17 protein-coding genes are annotated in these 22,237 nt (G+C 39.5%); 16 read left to right on the forward strand and 1 reads right to left on the reverse strand.

What is annotated here, in order from left to right; translation table 11 throughout:
* Positions 1-112: 112 nt before the first annotated feature.
* From SB49_RS06010 to SB49_RS06085, 16 genes are all read left to right on the forward strand, one after another.
* Positions 113-1,300, forward strand: a complete 1,188-nt coding sequence (locus SB49_RS06010) for a GAF domain-containing sensor histidine kinase (RefSeq protein ID WP_200960646.1) — start codon at positions 113-115, stop codon at positions 1,298-1,300.
* Between the two features lie 208 nt (positions 1,301-1,508).
* Complete coding sequence (locus SB49_RS06015) at positions 1,509-2,024, forward strand: GAF domain-containing protein (RefSeq protein WP_062054790.1); 516 nt, start codon at positions 1,509-1,511, stop codon at positions 2,022-2,024.
* A 150-nt stretch (positions 2,025-2,174) separates the two neighbouring features.
* On the forward strand, positions 2,175-2,699 hold the full coding sequence (locus tag SB49_RS06020) for a GNAT family N-acetyltransferase (protein WP_062054792.1): 525 nt from the start codon (positions 2,175-2,177) through the stop codon (positions 2,697-2,699).
* 163 nt (positions 2,700-2,862) lie between these two features.
* Positions 2,863-3,537 (forward strand): NAD(P)-dependent oxidoreductase, encoded by a 675-nt coding sequence (locus SB49_RS06025; RefSeq protein WP_256363834.1) that lies wholly within the window; start codon positions 2,863-2,865, stop codon positions 3,535-3,537.
* 171 nt (positions 3,538-3,708) lie between these two features.
* A complete protein-coding gene (locus SB49_RS06030; RefSeq protein WP_062054795.1) occupies positions 3,709-5,019 on the forward strand; it encodes a DUF2254 domain-containing protein in 1,311 nt (436 codons plus the stop codon).
* A 106-nt stretch (positions 5,020-5,125) separates the two neighbouring features.
* Positions 5,126-5,815 carry a coiled-coil domain-containing protein gene (locus SB49_RS06035; RefSeq protein ID WP_145758362.1) on the forward strand — a complete coding sequence of 230 codons (690 nt, stop codon included), beginning with the start codon at positions 5,126-5,128 and terminating at the stop codon, positions 5,813-5,815.
* A gap of 143 nt (positions 5,816-5,958) precedes the next feature.
* Positions 5,959-6,726, forward strand: a complete 768-nt coding sequence (locus tag SB49_RS06040; RefSeq protein ID WP_062054800.1) for a CDP-alcohol phosphatidyltransferase family protein — start codon at positions 5,959-5,961, stop codon at positions 6,724-6,726.
* Between the two features lie 118 nt (positions 6,727-6,844).
* Positions 6,845-8,260, forward strand: coding sequence for an amidohydrolase family protein (locus SB49_RS06045; protein WP_062054802.1), 1,416 nt, complete (start codon positions 6,845-6,847; stop codon positions 8,258-8,260).
* Positions 8,261-8,338: 78 nt separating this feature from the next.
* Positions 8,339-9,604 (forward strand): metal-dependent hydrolase family protein, encoded by a 1,266-nt coding sequence (locus tag SB49_RS06050; protein ID WP_062054804.1) that lies wholly within the window; start codon positions 8,339-8,341, stop codon positions 9,602-9,604.
* A 175-nt stretch (positions 9,605-9,779) separates the two neighbouring features.
* Positions 9,780-12,989 (forward strand): WD40/YVTN/BNR-like repeat-containing protein, encoded by a 3,210-nt coding sequence (locus SB49_RS06055; protein WP_062058917.1) that lies wholly within the window; start codon positions 9,780-9,782, stop codon positions 12,987-12,989.
* Positions 12,990-12,999: 10 nt separating this feature from the next.
* On the forward strand, positions 13,000-14,946 hold the full coding sequence (locus SB49_RS06060) for a S9 family peptidase (RefSeq protein ID WP_062054806.1): 1,947 nt from the start codon (positions 13,000-13,002) through the stop codon (positions 14,944-14,946).
* 71 nt (positions 14,947-15,017) lie between these two features.
* Positions 15,018-15,725, forward strand: coding sequence for a DUF2490 domain-containing protein (locus tag SB49_RS06065; protein ID WP_062054808.1), 708 nt, complete (start codon positions 15,018-15,020; stop codon positions 15,723-15,725).
* Positions 15,726-16,940, forward strand: a complete 1,215-nt coding sequence (locus SB49_RS06070; protein ID WP_062054810.1) for a bifunctional alpha/beta hydrolase/OsmC family protein — start codon at positions 15,726-15,728, stop codon at positions 16,938-16,940.
* Positions 16,941-17,075: 135 nt separating this feature from the next.
* Positions 17,076-17,663 (forward strand): superoxide dismutase family protein, encoded by a 588-nt coding sequence (locus SB49_RS06075; RefSeq protein ID WP_062054812.1) that lies wholly within the window; start codon positions 17,076-17,078, stop codon positions 17,661-17,663.
* Positions 17,664-17,744: 81 nt separating this feature from the next.
* The gene (locus tag SB49_RS06080; RefSeq protein WP_062054814.1) at positions 17,745-18,275 is read left to right on the forward strand and encodes an RNA polymerase sigma factor; all 531 of its coding nucleotides are present in this window, start codon (positions 17,745-17,747) and stop codon (positions 18,273-18,275) included.
* Between the two features lies 1 nt (position 18,276).
* The gene (locus SB49_RS06085; RefSeq protein WP_062054816.1) at positions 18,277-19,071 is read left to right on the forward strand and encodes an anti-sigma factor; all 795 of its coding nucleotides are present in this window, start codon (positions 18,277-18,279) and stop codon (positions 19,069-19,071) included.
* Positions 19,072-19,995: 924 nt separating this feature from the next.
* On the opposite strand, the gene SB49_RS06090 is transcribed toward SB49_RS06085, so the two are convergent.
* Complete coding sequence (locus SB49_RS06090) at positions 19,996-22,221, reverse strand: TonB-dependent receptor (protein ID WP_062058920.1); 2,226 nt, start codon at positions 22,219-22,221, stop codon at positions 19,996-19,998.
* Positions 22,222-22,237 lie beyond the last annotated feature (16 nt).

The following is a 22,237-nucleotide window of genomic DNA, read 5'->3' on the forward strand; positions in this document are numbered from 1 at the left end:
TCCCTTAAAACATTCCTCCCCAAGACAGAATAAAAGTTGTTTTCCGTTGAAAATCAAATAGCTAATAAAATTTGAATTTATTATATTTAACAAATAGACCATACCACAAACCATGCTTTCCAATTTGAACACAAATCTTCGTAAAGATGTAGATGCCATCAACAAAATAACTGTTGTCCCCTATTTGTTAGAGGTTATCTGCAAGAGCACCGGTATGGGTTTTGCTGCCATTGCAAGGGTCACAGAAACAAATTGGGTGACTTGTAGGGTTCAGGATGAGATTAATTTTGGTCTCAAACCCGGTGATGAATTGGCAATTGAAACCACCTTTTGCAATCAGGTACGGCAGCATAAAGAACCCGTGATCATTAATGAAGTAGCTACGGACGAGCAGTACAAGACTCATCCGATCCCATTGCAGTATGGTTTCCAGAGCTATATTTCTGTGCCTATTTACAGAAGGGATGGTAGTTTTTTTGGCACCCTATGCGCTATAGATACAAAGCCATTAATTGTTGATACCCCGGAAATTAGGGGAATGTTCAAGTTATATTCCGAACTTATCTCTTTTCATTTAGAGGCGGTAGAAGAGTTGGATCGGGTTTCCGCCAATCTGTTAGAGGAACGGAAGATTGCCGAACTTAGGGAAACATTTATTGCAATTCTAGGTCATGACCTAAGAAATCCAGTGAGCACTACGAGGATGTGTGCCGATATATTATTGAAAATTTCAACTGATGCAACCGCTTTACGGCAAGCTGAGATTATTAAAGCCACCACGTATCGTATGCAAGGGCTGATTGATAATCTATTGGATTTTGCCATGGGACATTTGGGAGATGGAATTCAATTAGAGCTTACAAGTGATAATATCTTGTTACAAAAGGTTTTAGAACAGGTAATGCAAGAAATGAAAACGTTAGATTCCCATCACGAGATAAAAGAATCCATACGTTTAATAAGGCCCGTAAATTGCGATTTCAATAGGGTAGCACAACTATTTTCCAATCTATTGGGGAATGCTATAAAACATGGAGCTGAGAACCAACCCATAGAAGTGGATATTTATTCTTCGGAAAAAGAATTTGTCCTTTCCGTAAGCAACGCGGGCGAAAAAATTTCAGATACAGCAATGGGAAATCTCTTTAAGCCCTTTTTCTCCGAAAATGCCAATCGTAACAAAAGAAGTTTAGGATTAGGGTTGTACATATCCTCTGAAATTGCAAAAGCACATGGAGGACAACTTAGTGCAAAATCCACACAGAAGAAAACCACGTTTACTTTTAACCTCCCCCTGTAGCCAATCTTTTTCGGCCAGAACGTTAAACAAAAAGGCGATAAGTGCCTGTTTTTCACAAAACATACTTCATAAGCAAGTACAATAGGAACTTCTATGATTTTTTTTAATTACTTAAATTACAAATTGTTATTTAATAACTGTCAGACTATTCTTATCAAATAATAGCTAGTTCAGTTAATTCAGATTATTATTTTGTTTATATTTAATTATGGATAAAGAATTGGAACATAGAAGAATCATGGCGCTTAAAAGGTATGAAATCCTTGATTCACCCATGGATGGCTGCTATGATGAGATCACTTCTTTGGCATCCAAGATTTTTGATGTTCCCATTGCGATTATCAGTTTGGTGGATACTGATAGGATCTGGTTCAAATCCTCTTATGGACTAGATATAGAAGAAATAACGAGAGATCCTGGACTTTGCAGTTCTGCTATTATATCCAACGAAGTTTATGTTATTGAAAATGCGAGGGTTGATCCACGAACCATGGCGAACCCATTGGTTGCAGGGGTCATGGGTCTTCAATTTTATGCCGCAGCCCCCCTTACCACCTCAGATGGATATAATTTGGGAACTATTTGCATCATTGATCAAAATCCCAGAACCTTAAACGGAAAGGAAGCTTCTATCTTACTTCATTTATCCAGAATCGTCATGGATCATTTTGAAATTAAACTTCAAGCAAGAAATATGTTGAAAGATCTTCATACCAAAGTATAAAAATATATTAGAAAAGGAATCGAGAACTTATTCGTGTATCTTTTCAATTTCCACTACCTATCAAGTTATTTTCTTACAATACTTTTGCCTTGCAGCAAGGATATGCTAATTTTTAAAACATGGCCAATCCGAAGATATTAAGCATAAGAAATGAATCAGAATTTTATAATTAGAGAGGCCAAGCCATCGGAATTTAATGAGATCGGAGACTTATTGGTCCTGGTCTATTCACAACTAAAGGGATTTCCCGCTCCGGAAGAACAACCAGCGTATTACGAACGGTTGCAACACATTGGGAAATTTACCGATTATCCGAGTACAAAATTAATAGTGGCAATAGCTCCAGAAGGCAATATAGGCGGTGCTGTTGTCTATTTTGGGGACATGTCCTATTACGGGTCGGGAGGTACGGCTACCAAGGAAACCAATGCCTCAGGATTCCGTTTGTTAGGCGTAGATCCTGCATTAAGAGGCCTTGGACTTGGCAAACGCCTTACAGAAACATGTATTCAGAAAGCGAGGGCTGAAAAGCAACATCAATTGATCATACATTCAACAAAGGCTATGCAGACTGCTTGGAAAATGTATGAGAACATGGGATTTGTTCGATCCCTCGATCTAGATTTTAAGCAAGGTGAATTGGATGTATTTGGTTTTCGCTTGAATCTTGAATAAAATGAAGCTTCTAAGTAAGGTAAATTTAAAATTTGGCTGCATGCTTTAATCAATTTCAGCCTAAAATATTGAGAGCATTGTTGAGAAAGCATCCATTATATTCTTTCCAAAAACGGTTCATGAACAGCAAACAACAGTTCGGTCAGCTTTATAGTGCCAAATCATATTTAATGATCAACTTAACAGTCAGTTAAATCAGTTTCATATGAAAATCTTAATTATTGGGGGTACAGGAAAGACTGGAAGGCACATCATTGAACAGGCATTGCAAAAAGGCCATTATGTAACAGTCTTAGCCCGTAACCCTACCAAATTAAAATTGGAACACCCCAATTTGAAGACATTGCAAGGAAATGTACTCCAAAGGAAAGAGGTTGCCGCTGCTGTAAAAGGACAAGACGCGGTTTTATCGGCCCTGGGCCATAAGCGTTTTATTATTCCTTCCTCCATCCTATCCAAAGGAACGACCAATCTTATCGATACAATGGAAGAATATAATGTAAAGCGTTTGGTCTGCGTTACCTCCTTGGGCATCAATGATAGTAGGTTTAGGCTTGGACTCTATTACACCCTATTTGTAATTCCTGTAATCCTCTTATTTTATTTTATGGATAAATCCAAGCAAGAAAAACTCATCAGGGCAAGTACACTGGATTGGACCATCGTTAGACCAGCACAATTGACCAATGGAAAAATGCGGGCAACATATAAACACGGTCTCAATTTGGGCAATTATATCCTTACCAAAATGATCTCGAGGGAAGATGTTGCCCACTTTATGTTGCAACAACTTTCCGATAAACAATATGTACATAAAGCAGTTGGACTGCATTATTAAAAATAACTCCATATAGATGTTAAACAACTAGAGGCTATATTCCATTCGTAATAATTTAGTAAAAAATGCCTAAGAATGTGCGATTGGGTTAATGCTTCAGCTCATTTTGGCTTATATTCGGTGATGGGGTGTGGAAAAGGTTCCTATACCAAATAACATTAGCTAGTTTTTATGAAACGACTCTTCTTTTTATGGGATGAACTGCAGTCCAGTTTTTGGTTTATCCCTATCCTTATTATTACAGTTTCTATTGGGACGGCTATAGGATTACTTTATCTAGACAATATTTTTGATTACCAGCCCTCTGGAATTGTCAGGTTTATTTTTCCAGGAAGTGTAGATTCTGCACGTAGCGTACTATCCATTATTGCAGGTGCGATGATAGGTGTTGCCGGTACCGTGTTTTCCATTACTCTGGTTGCCCTTACCTTGGCCTCCTCACAATTTGGCTCACGACTCTTGCGCAATTTTATGCATGAAAGAATCAACCAAATTGTACTTGGCACCTATATTGCCACCTATGTTTATTGCTTACTTGTTTTAAATGCTGTAAAAGGAACAGACCAATTTTCCTTCATCCCTTCATTCTCCGTATTCGTGGCCATTTTAGCCGCAATAGCCAATATTATTTTGCTCATTATTTTTATTCACCATATCGCCATAAGTATTCAGGCCAATAAAGTGATTTCAGATATTTCCGAGGCCTTGTCCAAAAACCTTAAACATTTATTTCCAGAGGAAATTGGGAAAGAGGCCGTTAAACATGAAACTCAAGACATTGAGTTCCTAAAAAAAACATATCGGAATAAAACAATTATTACATCCCCTGAGAGTGGGTATATTTTATATGCCGACAATGAGGGTATATTTAATTTGGCCCAAGAAAAGAAACTATTGGTCATTCTAAACTATCGCCCTGGTGATTATGTGGTAGAGGATATGGATATTGGGGAGGTTTATTCTCAAGATGAACTGGATGACGACGACTTGCATAGTTTTCGAAATATTTTTATCTTAGGTAAATCCCGGACACCGCAACAAGATCCTGAATTTTCCGTACATCAAATGGTGGAAATTGCTGGTAGGGCCCTATCCCCTGGCATTAATGACCCATATACGGCCATTACCTGTATAGATAACCTTACATCCACCTTGTGCTATCTCACCAAAGTAAAGTTTCCTTCAAAATATCGCTATGACGGAAACAAGGAATTAAGGGTTGTTGCCAGTAATCTTACCTTTAGAGGAATGTTAAATGTGGCCTTTAATCAAATCCGACAATTCGCGGGTGGCAGTCCTTCTGTAGTTATTCGACTCATGGATGCTTTGATCACCATCAATACATTGGCTAAAACCCCAGAGCAAAAATTGGCCTTAAAAGAACACGCCGAAATGGTCCTAAGGGTAGCTGAAAATTCATTTGAAGAGAAAAATGATTTATCAGACCTGAAGGAACGTAGTAATAAGATTCTTGAATCGTAAGGTTTAACTTCTTGTTCGAACTAAAGTGCTGTAGGATTAGTTATAAAATTATATTACAATATTTTCATTTAACCATTTATTACTTTTATCGATGATGACATTAAAATTGAAAAACTTATTCATGGGCTATTTTATGCTAACCCTAATGGGGATTGGCAGCTTAAGTGCACAAACCATTGAACCCCAAAACGGAACAATAACATACGATAAAATTTTAAGGCCATGCATTTTGGTGAGTCTTGATCCTAAACCGGACGAACTTAAGGAAGCCTGGAGGGACTACCTTGATGATGCCTACGATTTTAAATTGAAAGGTATTGGATTTTTGCAGAACAAAGACTTATTGTCTGCAGAGGAGGTTGACATCAAAAAGATTTCCCCAAATAAAATAAATTTTTATACCAATATCGAAGAAAACGAACTTGGTTCTGAAATGAAGGTATTCGCCTCCATAGGAGAAGACACTTTTATAAGCCAGGACAAAACAAAAAAGGAGTATAAAGCGCTATATGGTATTGTTGAGAATTTCCTAAAAACATATCTTCCTATTTATTACAAAGAAATGCTGGAAGACACTACTAAAAATTTCGAGGATCTGACCGAAGATGTGGCCGACCTAAATGAGGAAATAGTGGATGATACTGAAAAAATAGAAGAATTAAAAAAAGAAATCGAGGATCTGAACGATAAAATAGAAAACGATCGGGAAACTCTCGAAATAACCAAGAAGACTCTTACGACTACCGAAAAAAAACTGGAAAGAATAAAAGCCCAATCATTGATCTATAACCAATAGTTTAAGAGGAAAAACTTATTTAAACCTTTAATAGCAATATGTAATTTTGGTCGTATCTTTGCGACAGACCTATTCCAAGGCGCAAGCTAACCAGCGTGTTTTCGTTTTTAGTTTCAATATTTCGCCTTGGATTTTGAAACGTAATGTCCAAACTACCCAAGGAATATCAATTTTTGGATCTGTCCGATTACGGAAGACCTGCAGCGATCATAATTGCCAAAGCCCTTCAAAACACATCCTTTACGCCCATACACGTTACCATTGGTTTTATAATCTCGGGGATACTTGCTATTTTATGCATGTATCATCAGTATTTTATGGCAACTGGGTTCTTTCTTATCCTTAAATCCATTTTGGATGCAGCAGATGGGGAACTGGCACGCATAAAAAATAAACCCTCCTACACGGGCCGTTATTTGGATTCTGTCTCCGATATCATCCTTAACTTTTTTATTTTACTGACCCTCTGGCACATAACCGAAGGAGCATTACTATACACTTTTTTAGCTTTCGCCGGACTACAATTACAAGGAACATTATACAATTATTACTATGTGATATTGAGAAACCAAAATAATGGGGATACTACCAGTCGTATTTTTGAGGATAGGGTTCCTGTTGCGCTAAAAGGTGAAAAACAACGTGATGTAAACATTCTTTTTGCCATCTATAAATTGTGCTATGGGATTTTTGATAAGATCATATATAGATTGGATAGCTCTGCTCCCAAAGGCGAGCACCTTCCAAAATGGTTCATGACCGCAGTCTCTACTTTTGGCTTAGGGTTTCAATTATTGATCATCAGTGTAATGCTGGCCCTTGGTTTTACTGCCTATATCATTCCTTTCTTTATGGGTTATTCCCTATTCATCCTTTTATTTATTGGCATACGTCGATATATCAATCAATAGTGCACCTTCCATATAATACGTTTTTCAATATTCTTTTTTATATTATTCAATTAAGGCCTTGGACTAAAAAATGATAAAATTGAACGGCCTTCAATTAATTTGAATTATTTTTAGAAGCATGAAACTTGAAAAATATATTCTCCCGATCCTAGTATACCTTCTATTGACCAGTTGCAAAAATAAGCAGGTGGAAACCTATGACCTTGTCATACTCAATGGGCAAACAATTGATCTGGCAACAGGAAAAATAGCACTTCAGAATCTCTACATCAGAGATGGAAAATTTGTTAAGATTGAAACCTCGGGAAATTCGGACCCTTATAAAGCGGACGAGACTATAGATGCTACCGGCACTTATATACTCCCAGGCTTTTGGGATAACCATGCCCATTTTAGGGGTGGTGACAGCCTCATTTTAGAAAATAAAAATCTATTGCCATTATTTCTTGCCAATGGTATTACCACTGTGCGAGATGCTGGGGGTGATCTAACATCCAGTGTGATGCAGTGGAAAAAGGAAATTGCTGCCGGAACTTTGGACGGGCCCACAATTTATACTTCGGGACCAAAAATTGATGGTCCTGATGGCACATGGGCAGGCTCCTTAGAAGTGAAAACAGATGAAGATATTTCAAAAGCACTGGATTCCTTGCAAGCCTTAAAGACTGATTTCGTAAAATTATACGACAGTCGCATTTCTGGTGATGCCTACCTCAAAACCCTTAAAGAAACAGATAAAAGAGGTCTTATTACCTCGGGACATATGCCATTTACCGTAACCCTGGAGGAAACAGTAGATGCAGGCATAGATGCGATTGAGCATCTTTATTACATCATGAAGGGCTGTTCGGCAGTGGAGGCCGAGGTCACCCAAATGCTGATAAATAAGGAAATTGGCTTTTGGCAAGCCATGCCCCTACTACTGGAAGGATATCAGAACAGTACTGCAAAAGCAACCTTTGCCTTATTAAAAAATAAAAATGTTTTTGTGGTACCCACACTCCATATCGGAGAAACACTGAGCTATTTGGATGAAGTTGATCACAGAAATGACCCGTACTTAAAATACATGGGAAAGGGTATTATAAAAACCTATCAAGGAAGGATCAACGGTGCTTTAAATGCTTCTGAAAAAGCAAGAAAGGATAGAAAAGAGCTGGATCATTTTTTTGGCACTTTGACAAAATCATTAAATGACGCTGGTGTAAAACTGTTGGCTGGTTCAGACAGCGGTGCCTTTAATTCCTATACCTATCCAGGGATCTCCTTGCACAAGGAATTGGAGGCCATGGTCCAAGCGGGCATGACCCCGTTGGAAGCACTGAAAACTTCAGCATATCATGGAGCACAATACCTAAAAAAAGATCAATTGTCAGGTTCAATTGAAATAGGAAAGCAGGCCGATGTAGTGTTATTGGAGGCCAATCCGCTAGAAGACATTAGAAACACTCAAAAAATTTATACGGTCATCCAAAATTCAAAGGTTTATAGTAAAGACCAATTAAAAGCTATGCTCGAAGGGGTAACAAGGTAAAAACCATTTATTCATAGGCTTAACAGTAAATTTTATTTCAAGAAATTATATTCCCCCACAAATAAACACCATACTCAAATGAAAATCACCATCACATTTATTGCTATTTTAACCACTTCTTTAACTTGTGCACAAACCCTGTTACGACCAGACAGGGTATTTGATGGGAAGGCGGTCCATGATAATTGGGTTGTTCTGGTGGAGGGTACTACCATTGCTTTCGCAGGTATGGAAGGAGATTTAAAACCTCTGTCTTATACCGCCGAAATAAATCTAACAGGAATGACCTTAATGCCTGGACTAATAGAAGGTCATTCGCACCTGTTGCTTCATCCTTATAACGAAACCTCATGGAACGATCAAGTATTGAAGGAATCTCCAGTTGAACGAGCCATAAGAGGTACTGTACATGCCAAAAATTCACTTATGGCAGGGATCACCACCATGCGCGATTTGGGGGCCGAGGGTGCTGGCTATAGTGATGTTTATCTTAAAAAGACTATTGAGGAAGGCATCATAAACGGCCCTCGCCTCTTGGTCGCAGGTCCGGCCATAGTAGCCACGGGAGCATACGGCCCAAAGGGCTTTCACGATGGGGTGCATGTTCCTCTTGGGGCCGAAGAAGCTAGCGGCAAGGAGGAGGTCATAAGAACCGTTCGCAGGCAGATGGGTAATGGGGCCGATTTTATTAAAATATATGCCGATTACCGTTGGGGCAAAGGGGAACCTTCCCAACCTACATTCTCCTTGGAGGAAATAGAGTCGATGGTAGCCACCGCAACCAGTGCCGGAAGGTATGTAGTAGCACATGCCGGAACACCAGAAGGGATGCGCAGAGCTATTTTAGGAGGTGTTGAAACCATAGAGCACGGTGATGGCGGTACCCTCGAAATTTTTAAATTGATGAAGGAAAAAGCGGTGGCCTTATGCCCTACCCTTGCAGCGGGTGATGCCATAGAGCAATATAACGGTTGGGACAAGGCAACAGGAAAGGAGCCTGCCCGAATTACAGCAAAAAAAGAATCCTTTAAACTGGCCTTACAAGCCGGGGTGGATATCGTATTTGGGGGTGATGTTGGAGTGTTCACCCATGGTGAAAACACACGGGAATTGGAGCTTATGGTGGCTTATGGGATGACTCCACTTGCATCCTTACGGGCCGCAACATCAGGTAATGCCCGTATTTTTCACCTAAACAATCTAGGCGAAGTTAAAAAGGGTTCGCTTGCCGACATTATTGCCATAGAGGGTAATCCACTGATTGATATTTCTAAAATGAAGGATGTTAAATTTGTAATGAAAGATGGGACCATCTATAAAAACGTAGCGTGGCCTGAACAATAAATCAACAGTAGCCTAATCAACTACTCCTCAAATGGATACTAAAATATTTCATCTTAAAATCTTCGATATCTCTGTTTGAATACGCTATCAACAACTAATTCCTTAACAGACCTTTAAGAATTCTGTAGATAGATTTGGTTATCTTTAAAACGACTAATTAACCGAAATAAAGATGATTAAAAAATTACTTCCTTTGGTGATGCTATTCGCATCACTGTGCTTATCTGCACAACAATTCACAATGGACATGGTCCAAGATTTGAAACCTAGAAACATAGGTCCGGCAGGAATGAGCGGGCGTGTGACAGCCATAGACGCTGTACATGAAAATCCTGATGTAATGTTCGTTGGAACGGCTTCAGGTGGCCTTTGGAAATCTACCTCCGGAGGCATCAAGTGGGAACCTGTTTTCAATAAAGAAGTAACAGCCTCCATCGGGGCGGTAGCCATCCAACAGTCCAACCCATCTGTTATCTGGGTAGGAACAGGGGAAGGAAACCCAAGAAATAGTTTAAATGGTGGCTATGGTGTTTACAAATCTTTGGACGGCGGTAAGAACTGGACCTCCATGGGATTGGAGAAAACAAGGCACATCCATAGAATAGTCATAGACCCAACAGATCCAAATACCGTTTATGTGGGCGCCATTGGGTCTCCTTGGGGCGAACACCCAGAAAGAGGGGTCTTCAAAACTACAGACGGAGGGGCTACCTGGGAGAAAATTCTTTTTGTCAATAATAAAACGGGGGTAGCCGATCTTGTAATGGATCCTACAAATCCCAATAAATTGATCGCTGCCATGTGGGAACATAAAAGAGACCCATGGTTCTTTAAGTCTGGTGGTGAGGGCAGTGGCTTGCATATGACACATGATGGAGGAAAAACATGGAAAAAACTGACTGAAAAAGAAGGGTTGCCAAAAGGAGAATTGGGTAGAATTGGAGTTGCAATTGCAAGAAACAAACCCAATGTGGTCTATGCCTTGGTCGAGGCCAAAAAAAATGCCCTTTACAAATCCACGGATGGAGGGTTTAAATGGGAAAAAATTAATGACAAGGATGATATAGGCAATAGGCCATTTTATTACTCAGAAATATATGTAGATCCACAAAATGAAAATAGGATATACTCTGTCTTTACTTACATCAATGTATCAGAGGATGGAGGAAAGAATTTCAAGGAATTAATGCCTGCTTATGGTGTGGACAATGGGGTTCACCCAGATCACCATGCATGGTGGATACACCCAGAGAATGGTAATTTTATGATGGATGGTAACGATGGTGGAATGAATATTACCAAAGATGGCGGCCAATCATGGCGTTTTATTGGTAACCTTCCGGCAGCCCAATTTTATCATATTAGTACAGACAATGAGTTCCCTTACAATGTATATGGCGGGATGCAGGACAATGGATCCTGGAGAGGACCAGCTTATGTTTGGAAAGACCAGGGGATCCGCAATAGTTATTGGCAGGAGATCGCTTTTGGTGATGGCTTTGATGTGGTTCCAGACAAGGATGATTCCCAATTTGGTTATGCCATGAGTCAACAGGGATATGTTTCCCGCTATGATTGGAAAACAGGGAACAACTACATTGTAAGACCTACCCCTCCGGATGCGGAAACAAAACTTCGCTTCAACTGGAATTCTGGCATTGGTCAAGATCCTTTTGACAACAGCACTGTATATTTCGGTAGCCAATTTGTACACAAAAGCACGGATAAAGGTCTGACATGGTCCGTTATTTCCCCAGATTTGACCACCAATGACCCTGAAAAACAAAAACAAAGTGAAAGTGGAGGATTGACCATGGATGCTACAGGGGCAGAAAACCATTGTACTATTTTAGTAATAGAACCATCACCTGTAGAAAAAGACATGATGTGGATCGGTACAGATGATGGACGCGTTCACTACACTCAAAACGGGGGTTCCACTTGGACAGAGGTAACAGCAAATATTAAAGGTCTTCCCAGTGGTAGTTGGATTCCGCAAATAAAGGCATCCAACAAAAATAAGGGAGAAGCACTTTTAATCGCCAACGATTACCGAAGATTCAATTATACTCCTTATGCCTACAGAACAAAGAACTATGGTAAAACATGGGAACGCATTGTAGATCAATCCGATGTGAAAAGCTATACCCTATCCATTATTGAAGATTCTGAAAACCCTAACCTCATGTTTTTGGGTACGGACGATGGATTATATGTTTCGATGGATGCAGGTGCAAAATGGCAGAAATGGACCGAAGGGTTTCCGACTGTCTCCACCAAAGATTTGGTGATTCATCCAAGGGAACAGGATTTGGTGATTGGAACTTTTGGAAGGGCCGCATGGGTATTGGATGACATACGCCCATTACGTGCCATAACCTCTGACAAAACCATTTTAAACAAGGATATTTCAATCTTCTCACCTCCTACAGCCTATCAGGCGGCATACCAGCAGCCCACTGGCAGCAGGTTTGGTGCCGATGATTTATATAATGGTGAGAATAGAAAAGAAGGAGCTATGATCACCTATTACTTGAAAGAAGGTAAAAAAGCTGATGCCAAAGAGGATAAAAAAGAAGATAATGATGGAGAGGATTCCAAGGAGGAAGAAAAAAAGGATGTAAAAACCAGAGACTCCATTGCCTTCAACTTTTATGACGGTGACCGCTTGATCAGAACCTTAAAATATAAAACCCCAGAAAAGGCCGGATTCCATAGAATCTATTGGAGAATGGATGAAAAAGGTCCGGACAGGGCTTCTAGAAAAGTAAGTAAAAGAAAAAGCGAGCCTAGTGGTGTTAAGGTAAAACCAGGTACCTATAAAATAGTAATATCCTATGGGGAAGCCACGGACGAAACCATGATAGAAGTAAAATCCGACCCAAGGTTAAACGTTTCCACTGCATCCATCAATGAAGTATATGAAACCGCAAAGAAGCTGGAGGGTTATGCACAGACCGCTGCAGATGCCGTAAAACAACTGGCAGAAAGTAAGGCCATAGCTGAACAGACCCAAAAGGATTTAAAGGAGCTGGACAAAGAGAAGTACAAGGTCCAGATCAAGGCCTCGGCGGACATAGTGAAGGAAATTGACACGGTTATGGCCCTTTATCTTGGAAAAGTTGACAAGCGCCAAGGAATCACCAGAAATCCTGAAATTACAGTGATGCAACGTATTGGAGTGGCCAGTGGTTATGTAGAAAGCAGACAAACAGGGGTTACTACCACGGAAAAACAATTGGTGAAATATGCCGAAGAGGAGCTTTCAAAGGCCTTGGAAGCTACCAACTCCTTTTTTGATGATAAATGGAAGAACTATAAGGTATCCATTGAGCAATTGGATAATTCTCCTTTTAAGGAAACCAAAAAATTCATGATGAACTAAAAAATAGGATATGAAAAAAATCATCACCCTTTTATCCATAGCCCTTATTTGGGGGTGTAAGGAGAAAAAAGAAAGTTCCACACCCAGTATTGCGGATAATCTTAAAACGTATACCATAGAACAGATGATGGACAACGAGTCCATCAACGGGGGTAGTTTTTCCCCTGACCAATCCAAATTATTGGTTTCCAGTAATCGTTCTGGAATATATAATATGTATACTGTTTCGGTTGAAGGGGGTGATTTAATGCCCGTTTCCGCTTCGGATAGTTCCTCGGTTTTTGCCATTTCCTATTTTCCAAAAGATGAGCGTATGCTCTTCAATATGGATAACAACGGAGATGAGATAGACCATATCTATATAAGAAATACAGATGGCACCCACAGAGACCTTACCCCAGATACCGGGGCAAGGGCTTCATTTTATGGGTGGACAAAGGACAAAAAAAGCTTTTTATATACCTCCAATAAACGTGACAAAAGGTATACTGATCTATATGAAATGGATTTGGAGACCTTCACTCCTACTCTTTTGTACAAGAATGAAGGAGGCTATTATATTGGTCCAATTTCTGATGACAAGAACTTTGTGACGTTGATAAAACCAATCAACACCAACGACTCGGATTTGTTTCTTTACAATCGAAAAGACAAATCCATGACCAAAATAAACCAGAACCAAAGTGCCAACAGCGGGGAAGATTTTTCCCCCGATGGTACCTCCCTATATTATACTACAGATGATGGGGCTGAATTTGCCTACCTGATGAAATATAATATTGTTGACAAGACGCATGAAAAGGTCATGGAGCGTAAATGGGATATTGTAGGCAGTTATTTTACCGAAAATGGCAAGTATCAGGTAACTTATATTAATGAAGATGCAAAGAATGCTATTGAAGTCATGGAGGTGGCCACTGGCAAAAATATTCAATTGCCCACATTTGACGGTATGGATATTAACAATGTTCTTTTTTCAGATGATGAAAAATTGATGCGTTTCTATGCGGGCGGATCACATACTCCCTCTAACCTATATGTCTATAATTTGGAGACCAAAAAACAGGTTCAACTTACCGATGTTCTGAATAAGGAAATTCAAGGTCAGGATCTGGTTAACGCAGAAGTTATACGGTATGCGTCTTTTGATGGTGTGGAAATACCCGCAATTTATTACAAGCCACATCAAGCCACGGCAGATAATAAGGCGCCTGCCTTAGTGTGGGTACATGGGGGCCCGGGAGGCCAATCGAGACAAAACTTTAGTTCCTTTATCCAATACCTTGTCAACCATGGCTACGCTGTTCTTGCGGTAAACAATAGGGGCAGTAGTGGTTACGGCAAGACCTTTTATCAAATGGACGATCTTAATCATGGAGATAAGGACTTAAAGGATTGTGTGGAAGGAAAAAATTGGCTTGCCAAACAACCTGAAATCGATGCTTCCAAAATTGGGATCATCGGTGGTTCCTACGGTGGGTATATGACGATGGCCGCATTGACCTATACCCCTGAGGAGTTTGCCGTTGGGGTAAACTTATTTGGTGTCACCAACTGGATAAGGACCCTGAGAAGTATTCCTTCCTGGTGGGAGGCCCAAAAAGAAGCACTTTACAAGGAATTGGGTGATCCCAATAGTGCAGATTCAGTACGTTTACGACAGATATCCCCTCTTTTCCATACAGATAAGGTTACCAAACCACTAATTGTACTGCAAGGTTCCAAAGATCCTCGCGTACTGCAAGTAGAGTCCGATGAGATCGTTGCTGGTGTAAAAAAGAACGGTGTGCCAGTGGAATATGTGTTATTTGAAGATGAGGGTCATGGGTTTGTGAAAAAAGAAAATCAGATCACAGCTTATGGAAAAGTACTGGAGTTCTTGGATGTTTATTTGAAAAAGGAAAAAACTGAACCTATTCAAGATGGCGCCAAGATTGAAATGAAATCAGACAATTAATAAATTGAATTTAACACAAAAAGCTTCCCCTTTTGACTTTCAGAACGGGAAGCTTAAATTTTTATAGCACTATGAAGAAAATCATTACACTTCTTACGCTAATGCTAACTATTGGCATGAGCGCCCAGGAAACAGGAGAAGATACATTTGGGGCATGGTATATGTATTTTGGAACCAATAAAATTTCTGACAAGTTCAGTGTCCACACAGAAGCCCAATTTAGATACTATGAAACTACCGGCAACTTTAATCAATTACTCTTGCGAACTGGACTCAACTATCATATAAATGAAAATGCCATCGCAACATTGGGATATGGTTATATAGATACGGATCCCACATTTGAAGAAATACCATTACAAGATGCATCCTTCGCCGGGAATGAAATTTTGGAACATCGAATTTTTCAACAATTGATTCTAAAGAACAAGTTATGGGAGTTTCTTATTGAACACAGGTACCGCCTGGAGCAACGCTTTATAGACAATACGTCGTTTAGAAACAATGGAAAAGACACCCAACACCGTGCCCGTTATCGCATTCAGGCCACCTTACCCTTGACAGACATATTTTTTCTGAATTTTTATGATGAGATTTTTATCAATCTTCAGGACAATGCCTTTGGTCAAAACAGACTATATGCAGCACTTGGAATTCACATTACCCAGAACAGCAGTATGCAATTGGGCTATCTGAAAAATCACTTTAACTCGGGGAATTTTGATAGGATACAGATAGGTGTGTTCTTTAATCCCGACCTAAGAAAAAAGCAACAGTAGATGAATCTTCAAAAAGTCACTTTTAAAAACAACGAAGGGGCTACCTTGGAAGGTCGTATTGAATTACCTGCCGATCAAAAACCCCATAATTTTGCGCTTTTCGCCCACTGTTTTTCCTGCAATAAAAATCTATTGGCAGTTAAGAATATCAGTAGGGCCTTAACAGAAAAGGGTTTTGGGGTACTTCGTTTCGACTTTACCGGATTGGGTGATAGCGAAGGGGATTTTTCGAATACCAACCTTTCTGGTAATGTGGCCGATTTATTATCGGCGGCGGCCTTTTTAAAAGAGAACTATCAGGCACCAACGCTCATCATTGGTCATTCATTAGGAGGCGTAGCTGCGTTACTCGCTTCAGAAAAGATTGTAGGCATTAAGGCCATAGCCACCATTGGCACCCCATCAGATTCAACCCATGTAAAAGGGTTACTAAAAAATGACCTTGCAGAAATAAAGGAAACTGGAAAGGCAAGCGTCAACCTAGGGGGACGGGATTTCACCATTAAAAAACAATTTTTGGACGATCTTGAGAATCGATCCCTCCTAGATCTGGTACATGAATTAAGGATACCAATCCTTTACTTGCATTCTCCTCTGGATAAGACCGTTGGTATTGCACATGCCGAAGCACTATATAAGGCCGCCCACCATCCAAAAAGTTTTGTCTCTCTAGATAATGCAGACCACCTGTTAATGGACAAAAATGATTCCCAATATGCAGGGGGAGTCATTGCTGCCTGGAGCAAAAGATATTTAGAATATCCCGATGCCCAACCATTACGAACAAAACATCAGGTTGTTGGAAGTTTAGATGCCCATGATGGGTTTACCACCCAGATGAAAGTTGGATCCCACTATCTAGTAGCCGATGAGCCCATATCGGTAGGCGGACAGGATTATGGTCCCTCCCCACATGAATTGCTTGCAGCAGGATTGACCGCTTGTACGGTAATGACCATCCAGATGTACGCCAAGAGAAAAGGATGGGACCTTGAAAATGTGGAGGTGCACACTTCTTATGAAAAGTCAGCACCTATTAGTGAGTCCCAAGAAGATGAATCAAATTCAACTATTGACACCTACAAACGTGAAATTAAACTCACTGGGGAATTGGATAAAAATCAACGGCAAAGAATCCTGGAAATAGCCAACAAATGTCCAGTACATAAGACCTTGACGAGTCCTACCCAAATTTTATCGGGTTTGATGGATTAACCGAAATCATCCAATAATTAACTGATTAAAAAATGAGTGCAGACAATTGGATATAAATTGGGAAAACTATAGCCGATATGATTGAATGGACATTAAATTATATGTAACTTTAATAAAACTTTTAAATTTAGGATTATGAAAAAAATAAAATTAATGTCTCTGATAGCCATTGTAGCCCTTACTTATAGTTGTAAAGAGGTTAAAAAAGAAGCCAAAGAAGCTTCTGACGAGATGGAAGAGACGATGCAAGAAATAAAAGAAGAGGTCACAGAAGAGGTAATTAAATTCAACATGGAACCTAAAAGTGATAGCAAGGTAACGGGTGATGTTACCTTTACACAAACCGATGGCATGGTAAAAATGGTGGCCAATCTTAACGGTCTTACAGCTGGAGAACATGCCATCCACATCCATGAAAAGGCAGATTGTTCCTCGGCCGATGGAAAATCTACGGGAGGACACTGGAACCCAACTTTTCAAGATCACGGAAAATGGGGTGCTGCCGAAGGATACCACAGAGGAGATATTGGGAATTTCACAGCAGATGAGGTAGGTAATGCCACAGTGGAATTTGAAACGGATGAGTGGTGTATTGGTTGTGATGACATGACAAAGAATATTGTAGGTAAGGCTGTTATTGTACACCAAGGGGTGGACGATTTTGTATCTCAACCTTCAGGTGATGCAGGTGCCAGGGTAAGTTGTACAGGTATTATCCAATAAGAACATATTAGAAGTAATAAGGAAGAAAAAGCTACTTAAATAAGTAGCTTTTTCTTTATCTTTCTATCCTAAAAAAATTAAATGGAATTAGAGGTATTAGTATCACATTTTCAGTCAAAGGACATGAAAGCTTTTGAAAAGCTTTATGCCATGTATTCTGAAAATATTTGCGGAGTCATTAATACCATAGTAAAAAACACAGATCTTGCCGAAGAAATTTGTCAAGATGTATTTATGAAGGCTTGGAACAATGCAGAAAGCTATAATGCTTCCAAAGGCCGGTTTTTTACATGGATCATGAATATCGCCCGAAATGCTGCAATTGATGAATTAAGATCAAAATCAAATAAGAACAGTAAACAAAACCTATCTTCTGATTTTTTCGTAGATATACTTGAAAGCAAAGATGACCTTAATAGTCAAATGGATACTATTGGAATCCAGAACCTGTTGAAGAATTTAAAGGAAAAGTGTGTTCAAATAATTGAACTTCTATATTTTAAAGGATATACTCAAAAAGAGGCTGCAGAAGAATTGGATATTCCCGTGGGAACGGTAAAAACAAGAAATAGAAATTGTATTTCACAGATTAGGGGCAATATAGCGATATAAAATGGACGTAAACAAATATATAACATCAGGAATTTTAGAACTCTACGTTGCTGGTACACTCTCTGAGGAAGAAAACTTGGAGGTAGCCCGGAACGCAGAGCAATATCCCGAAATAAAGGAAGAGATTTTGGCCATAGAAGCGGCCATCTTGGCCTTAAGCAAGGCCGCAGCACCTGTGCGCTCTGGCAGCAAAGGGTTTAATGATATTAGGAGGAGGATAGCTGCATTAAGCGACTCAAAAGTAATAACAATGACCGATAGCAAAACCAATTGGTTTACCTATGTTGGTTGGGCAGCTTCCATACTTCTTGCAGTGGGAATGTTGTGGATGTACAATCAAAATACGCAATTAAAATCGGAGATCAATGTGGCTTCACAAACCAACGAGGTTTTGGAACAACAGATTTTTGAGGCGAATACATCCTTAGAAAAATCAAAAGAACTGCTCAACACTATACGGGATAGGAACATAGAGGTGATTGCCTTAGGCGGTCAAACTGTATCGCCAACCTCCTATGCCAAGGCATATTGGAACAAGGCAGAACAAAAAGTATTCATAGATGCCCAGGGACTTCCTGAACCACCAGATGGAATGGTCTATCAAGTTTGGTCATTAAAGTTAAGTCCGCTAACCCCAACAAGCATGGGTCTATTGGAAGACTTTAAGAACGATGATAATAAGGTTTTTGCCTTTGCCAACCCTAATGAATCGGAAGCATTTGGTATCACCTTGGAACCTACCGGAGGTAGTGAATCCCCTAACTTGGAACAACTATATACACTAGGAGCGGTCTAAACAGAAACCACCATAAATTAAAAAAATCTTTTGAAGGTACTAAGGAGAAATTTCCTTAACGTCTTCAAAAGATTTTTTTTTGCTCAGTATTTGTGGGGGAGCTTTCATCAAAAACAGCTAAATAGGCGTTTACCACTGCGAATAAATTGTAATACTATTACAGATCAATAGCAGACAAGAACCTTTTATGTAAACCCTACCAAGTTGTTTATTTGCCCGATTTCAATATTCGTTGCAAAGATCTATATGCAAAGAATATTAAACCTCCAAAAAATACCATTAAAGCCAGCCAAATAAAAAAAAGGATGTACGCCATAATAATATAGATTTAGGTTTGCAAAAAAGAGTTGGTTATAAAACTTTTACTGAATAATCGTTTCAATTTTATTGTCAAAAGGAACGTAGGTCAATCCACTTGAACGATAAAAATATGTATTTCAACCATAATTTCCTACAAAAATTGTTAATATCTTCTTAATATTCTTACAAAAAGTAGGTACTAAGATAATTATCTCAATTAAAAAGGCTTCCAATAATGTTGGAAGCCTGAAGCAATAGCGAAATAAAAGTAGGCCAATGCAATATTTAAACCTTTGAACTCCAGTTTACTACATATTTTGATTCCCGCTTAAGTGTCCTTTGAAGACTTAATTGAGCAAAATATATACGTACTGATGTATGTATCATAAAATAGATCCAGAGTGAAAAAAGATAATAGTCCATAGTGTAATGAATTTGGGTTCTCGTTAATAATTTGGGCCAATGCCCTATCTTCCAATTTAAAATACTTACGAGCTACACTCATTAAGGGTTTTGTCCTTCATCCAATAAATTGACCGTTAATCAAAAAAAAACACCGCGACATAAATGCCGCGGTGTCCACCTAAAAACCACTAAGCTACCACATCGCTTAGCGCCTTATCATTAAAATGTATAGCTCAAGCTCCCTTTTATAAAGAATGGGGTTCCTGGTGTAAAGTGTATCTCCTCTACGGAAGTGTTTTCGTTTTCCAACCTGGACTCGGTTGCAAATTGTGTCTCATTCCATTCCGTATTAAATAGGTTTTCTATGGATAGCGCCAAGGACAGGTTCTTGCTCAAAAGATAATTGGCGTTGATATCTGTTACGGCATATCCCTTGGCTATAATGGAGTTTTCTTCATTCGCAGGCCTATCATCCAAATAACGGAATCGAAGTCCTCCAGATAGCCTTCCCAAATTAACAACGCTCAATCCACCAACCAAGGTAAAGTCTGGCGCCAAGGGGATATAGTCCATTCCTTTTGGGGCCTCTATGCTTCTAGCGTGTGTATATGTTGCGTCTGTATTGAGAAACAACCAATCCGTAAATTGATATCTAAGCCCCACATCAAGTCCAAATCGTTCAGTCTTGCCACTGGGTTCAACAATCCCTGCGTCGCCTACATATACAAATTCCTGTTCCAAATAAAGGTACCAGGCAGCAGCGTTGACCAATAGCTTATTGGTAGGTCTCCAAATAGTCCCAAAATCGGTACCATAGGCTGCAGGCAAAATATCATTACCTTCTTGTGCCACAACCACACGGGTATCGTTGGAGTGAAACCCTATACCCGATTTTAGAAAAAACTGAAGGTCGTTGGAATGAGTATAGGCAATGTTCAATTTTGGTGAAACTTTGGTTTTGTTTACAGCTTGGTTTTGGTATTCTTCCCGCAGTGCATCTACATAATTAAAGCTAAAGTCATCTATCCTTAATCCTGGTGCCACCATCCATTTTTTCCATTTGAATTCTAGATTGGCATATCCAAAAACATTGGTTTCCCTAACATCCCCCAGTTGAATATTTTCCAAGGTTGTTTTTCTGTTCAAGGTTCGTGAGAGTTCATTATCCTGAATGTCATCGGTCCTAAATCCAGCGCCCACTTTTAACTGCACGGGAATATCCATGAAATCCAAGTTCTTATTCAGTTCCGTATTTAGTCCAAAAATATCCCTTTCCTCCTGTTGCTTGATCTGGTCTCCATTTACCGGATCTTCCAAGAAAAAGGTGAAATTGGAAAATAACAGAAATTTGTAATTGGAATAGAAGGCATTAGCTTTTATAAAGGTGTCTTCATCCACTACCTTTTTCAGGGAGACATTGAAATTGGTTCGTTCTGTAGAACCGCCTTCTGTATCGTCTATAGCACCAAAACGGGAAATACTGCCATTATCAACAGCCCGTTGTGGTATTTGTCCAGAAGCATCCCAGGTGCTGGTAAAATGGGAGCCGGAAAGAGAGAACAACCCATTATCCCTTAATCTGGAGGTATATTTTCCGAAAATATTGATTCTCGAAAAATTTTGTGGCGATTCAAAAGGACCATCAAACTGAATCAGCTCTGTGGCCACATAGGCTGCATTGGTATCGTCGTTCAACAAATTGAACATCCCCAAGGTTCTGTTCCACCCATAATCTCCGTATTCATATTGCACCGTGTTCTTTTTTAAACGCTGTTTGGTCCCAAAGTCTACATAAGCAGCGGTGCCAAAATTTCCATGGTCAGCGTAATAGGGCCCTTTGCCAAAATCTATATTGTCCAAGGTTTCTGGAATAACAAAATGCAGGTCGGCATAGCCTTGTCCGTGGGCATGTGAAACCATATTAACAGGCATTCCGTCCACGGCAATGGCTACATCCGTTCCATGGTCTATATCAAAACCCCTTAAAAATAACTGTTCCGCCTTGCCCCCTCCTGCATGTTGCCCGATTATCAAACCTGGAACTTTTTGTAAAAGATCTTGGGAGGATTTTACAGGTGCCGTTTTTAAATCAATTTCAGCAACAACATTGATGCCGTTTACGTTTGGTCTGATAATCACTTCCTCCAATTGATAGAGATCTTCCTTGAGCACCAAGGTCAATGGATTGTCCAAATCTTTAGTCTCAAGTACGTATTGCAGTTTTTCAAAACCCAATGCCCCTATTATTATAGTATCTCCAACATAGGTATCTCTTAATTTAAAAGATCCCAGTTCATTTGTATGGGTATGTTTATCCCTGATGTGGTTAAAAATGTAAGCTCCTTCTATGGCATCTTTATTTTCATCCAGAAGCTTCCCAGAAACTACTTGACCAAGCATTATTTGCCCAACAAAAAGCATTAAAATAAGAATGAATGGTTTCATTTTAGACTGTTCTTTA

Source organism: Sediminicola sp. YIK13 (assembly GCF_001430825.1).
Classification (GTDB): Bacteria; Bacteroidota; Bacteroidia; order Flavobacteriales; family Flavobacteriaceae; genus Sediminicola.

What these genes read in the sequence shown, in the direction of transcription:
- SB49_RS06010 (WP_200960646.1), top strand. Translation starts at nt 113, where the DNA reads ATGCTTTCCAATTTGAACACAAATCTTCGTAAAGATGTAGATGCCATC.
- SB49_RS06065 (WP_062054808.1), top strand. Translation starts at nt 15,018, where the DNA reads ATGAAGAAAATCATTACACTTCTTACGCTAATGCTAACTATTGGCATG.
- SB49_RS06070 (WP_062054810.1), top strand. Translation starts at nt 15,726, where the DNA reads ATGAATCTTCAAAAAGTCACTTTTAAAAACAACGAAGGGGCTACCTTG.
- SB49_RS06030 (WP_062054795.1), top strand. Translation starts at nt 3,709, where the DNA reads ATGAAACGACTCTTCTTTTTATGGGATGAACTGCAGTCCAGTTTTTGG.
- SB49_RS06020 (WP_062054792.1), top strand. Translation starts at nt 2,175, where the DNA reads ATGAATCAGAATTTTATAATTAGAGAGGCCAAGCCATCGGAATTTAAT.
- SB49_RS06045 (WP_062054802.1), top strand. Translation starts at nt 6,845, where the DNA reads ATGAAACTTGAAAAATATATTCTCCCGATCCTAGTATACCTTCTATTG.
- SB49_RS06085 (WP_062054816.1), top strand. Translation starts at nt 18,277, where the DNA reads ATGGACGTAAACAAATATATAACATCAGGAATTTTAGAACTCTACGTT.
- SB49_RS06050 (WP_062054804.1), top strand. Translation starts at nt 8,339, where the DNA reads ATGAAAATCACCATCACATTTATTGCTATTTTAACCACTTCTTTAACT.
- SB49_RS06060 (WP_062054806.1), top strand. Translation starts at nt 13,000, where the DNA reads ATGAAAAAAATCATCACCCTTTTATCCATAGCCCTTATTTGGGGGTGT.
- SB49_RS06075 (WP_062054812.1), top strand. Translation starts at nt 17,076, where the DNA reads ATGAAAAAAATAAAATTAATGTCTCTGATAGCCATTGTAGCCCTTACT.
- SB49_RS06080 (WP_062054814.1), top strand. Translation starts at nt 17,745, where the DNA reads ATGGAATTAGAGGTATTAGTATCACATTTTCAGTCAAAGGACATGAAA.
- SB49_RS06090 (WP_062058920.1), bottom strand. Translation starts at nt 22,221, where the DNA reads ATGAAACCATTCATTCTTATTTTAATGCTTTTTGTTGGGCAAATAATG.
- SB49_RS06040 (WP_062054800.1), top strand. Translation starts at nt 5,959, where the DNA reads ATGTCCAAACTACCCAAGGAATATCAATTTTTGGATCTGTCCGATTAC.
- SB49_RS06015 (WP_062054790.1), top strand. Translation starts at nt 1,509, where the DNA reads ATGGATAAAGAATTGGAACATAGAAGAATCATGGCGCTTAAAAGGTAT.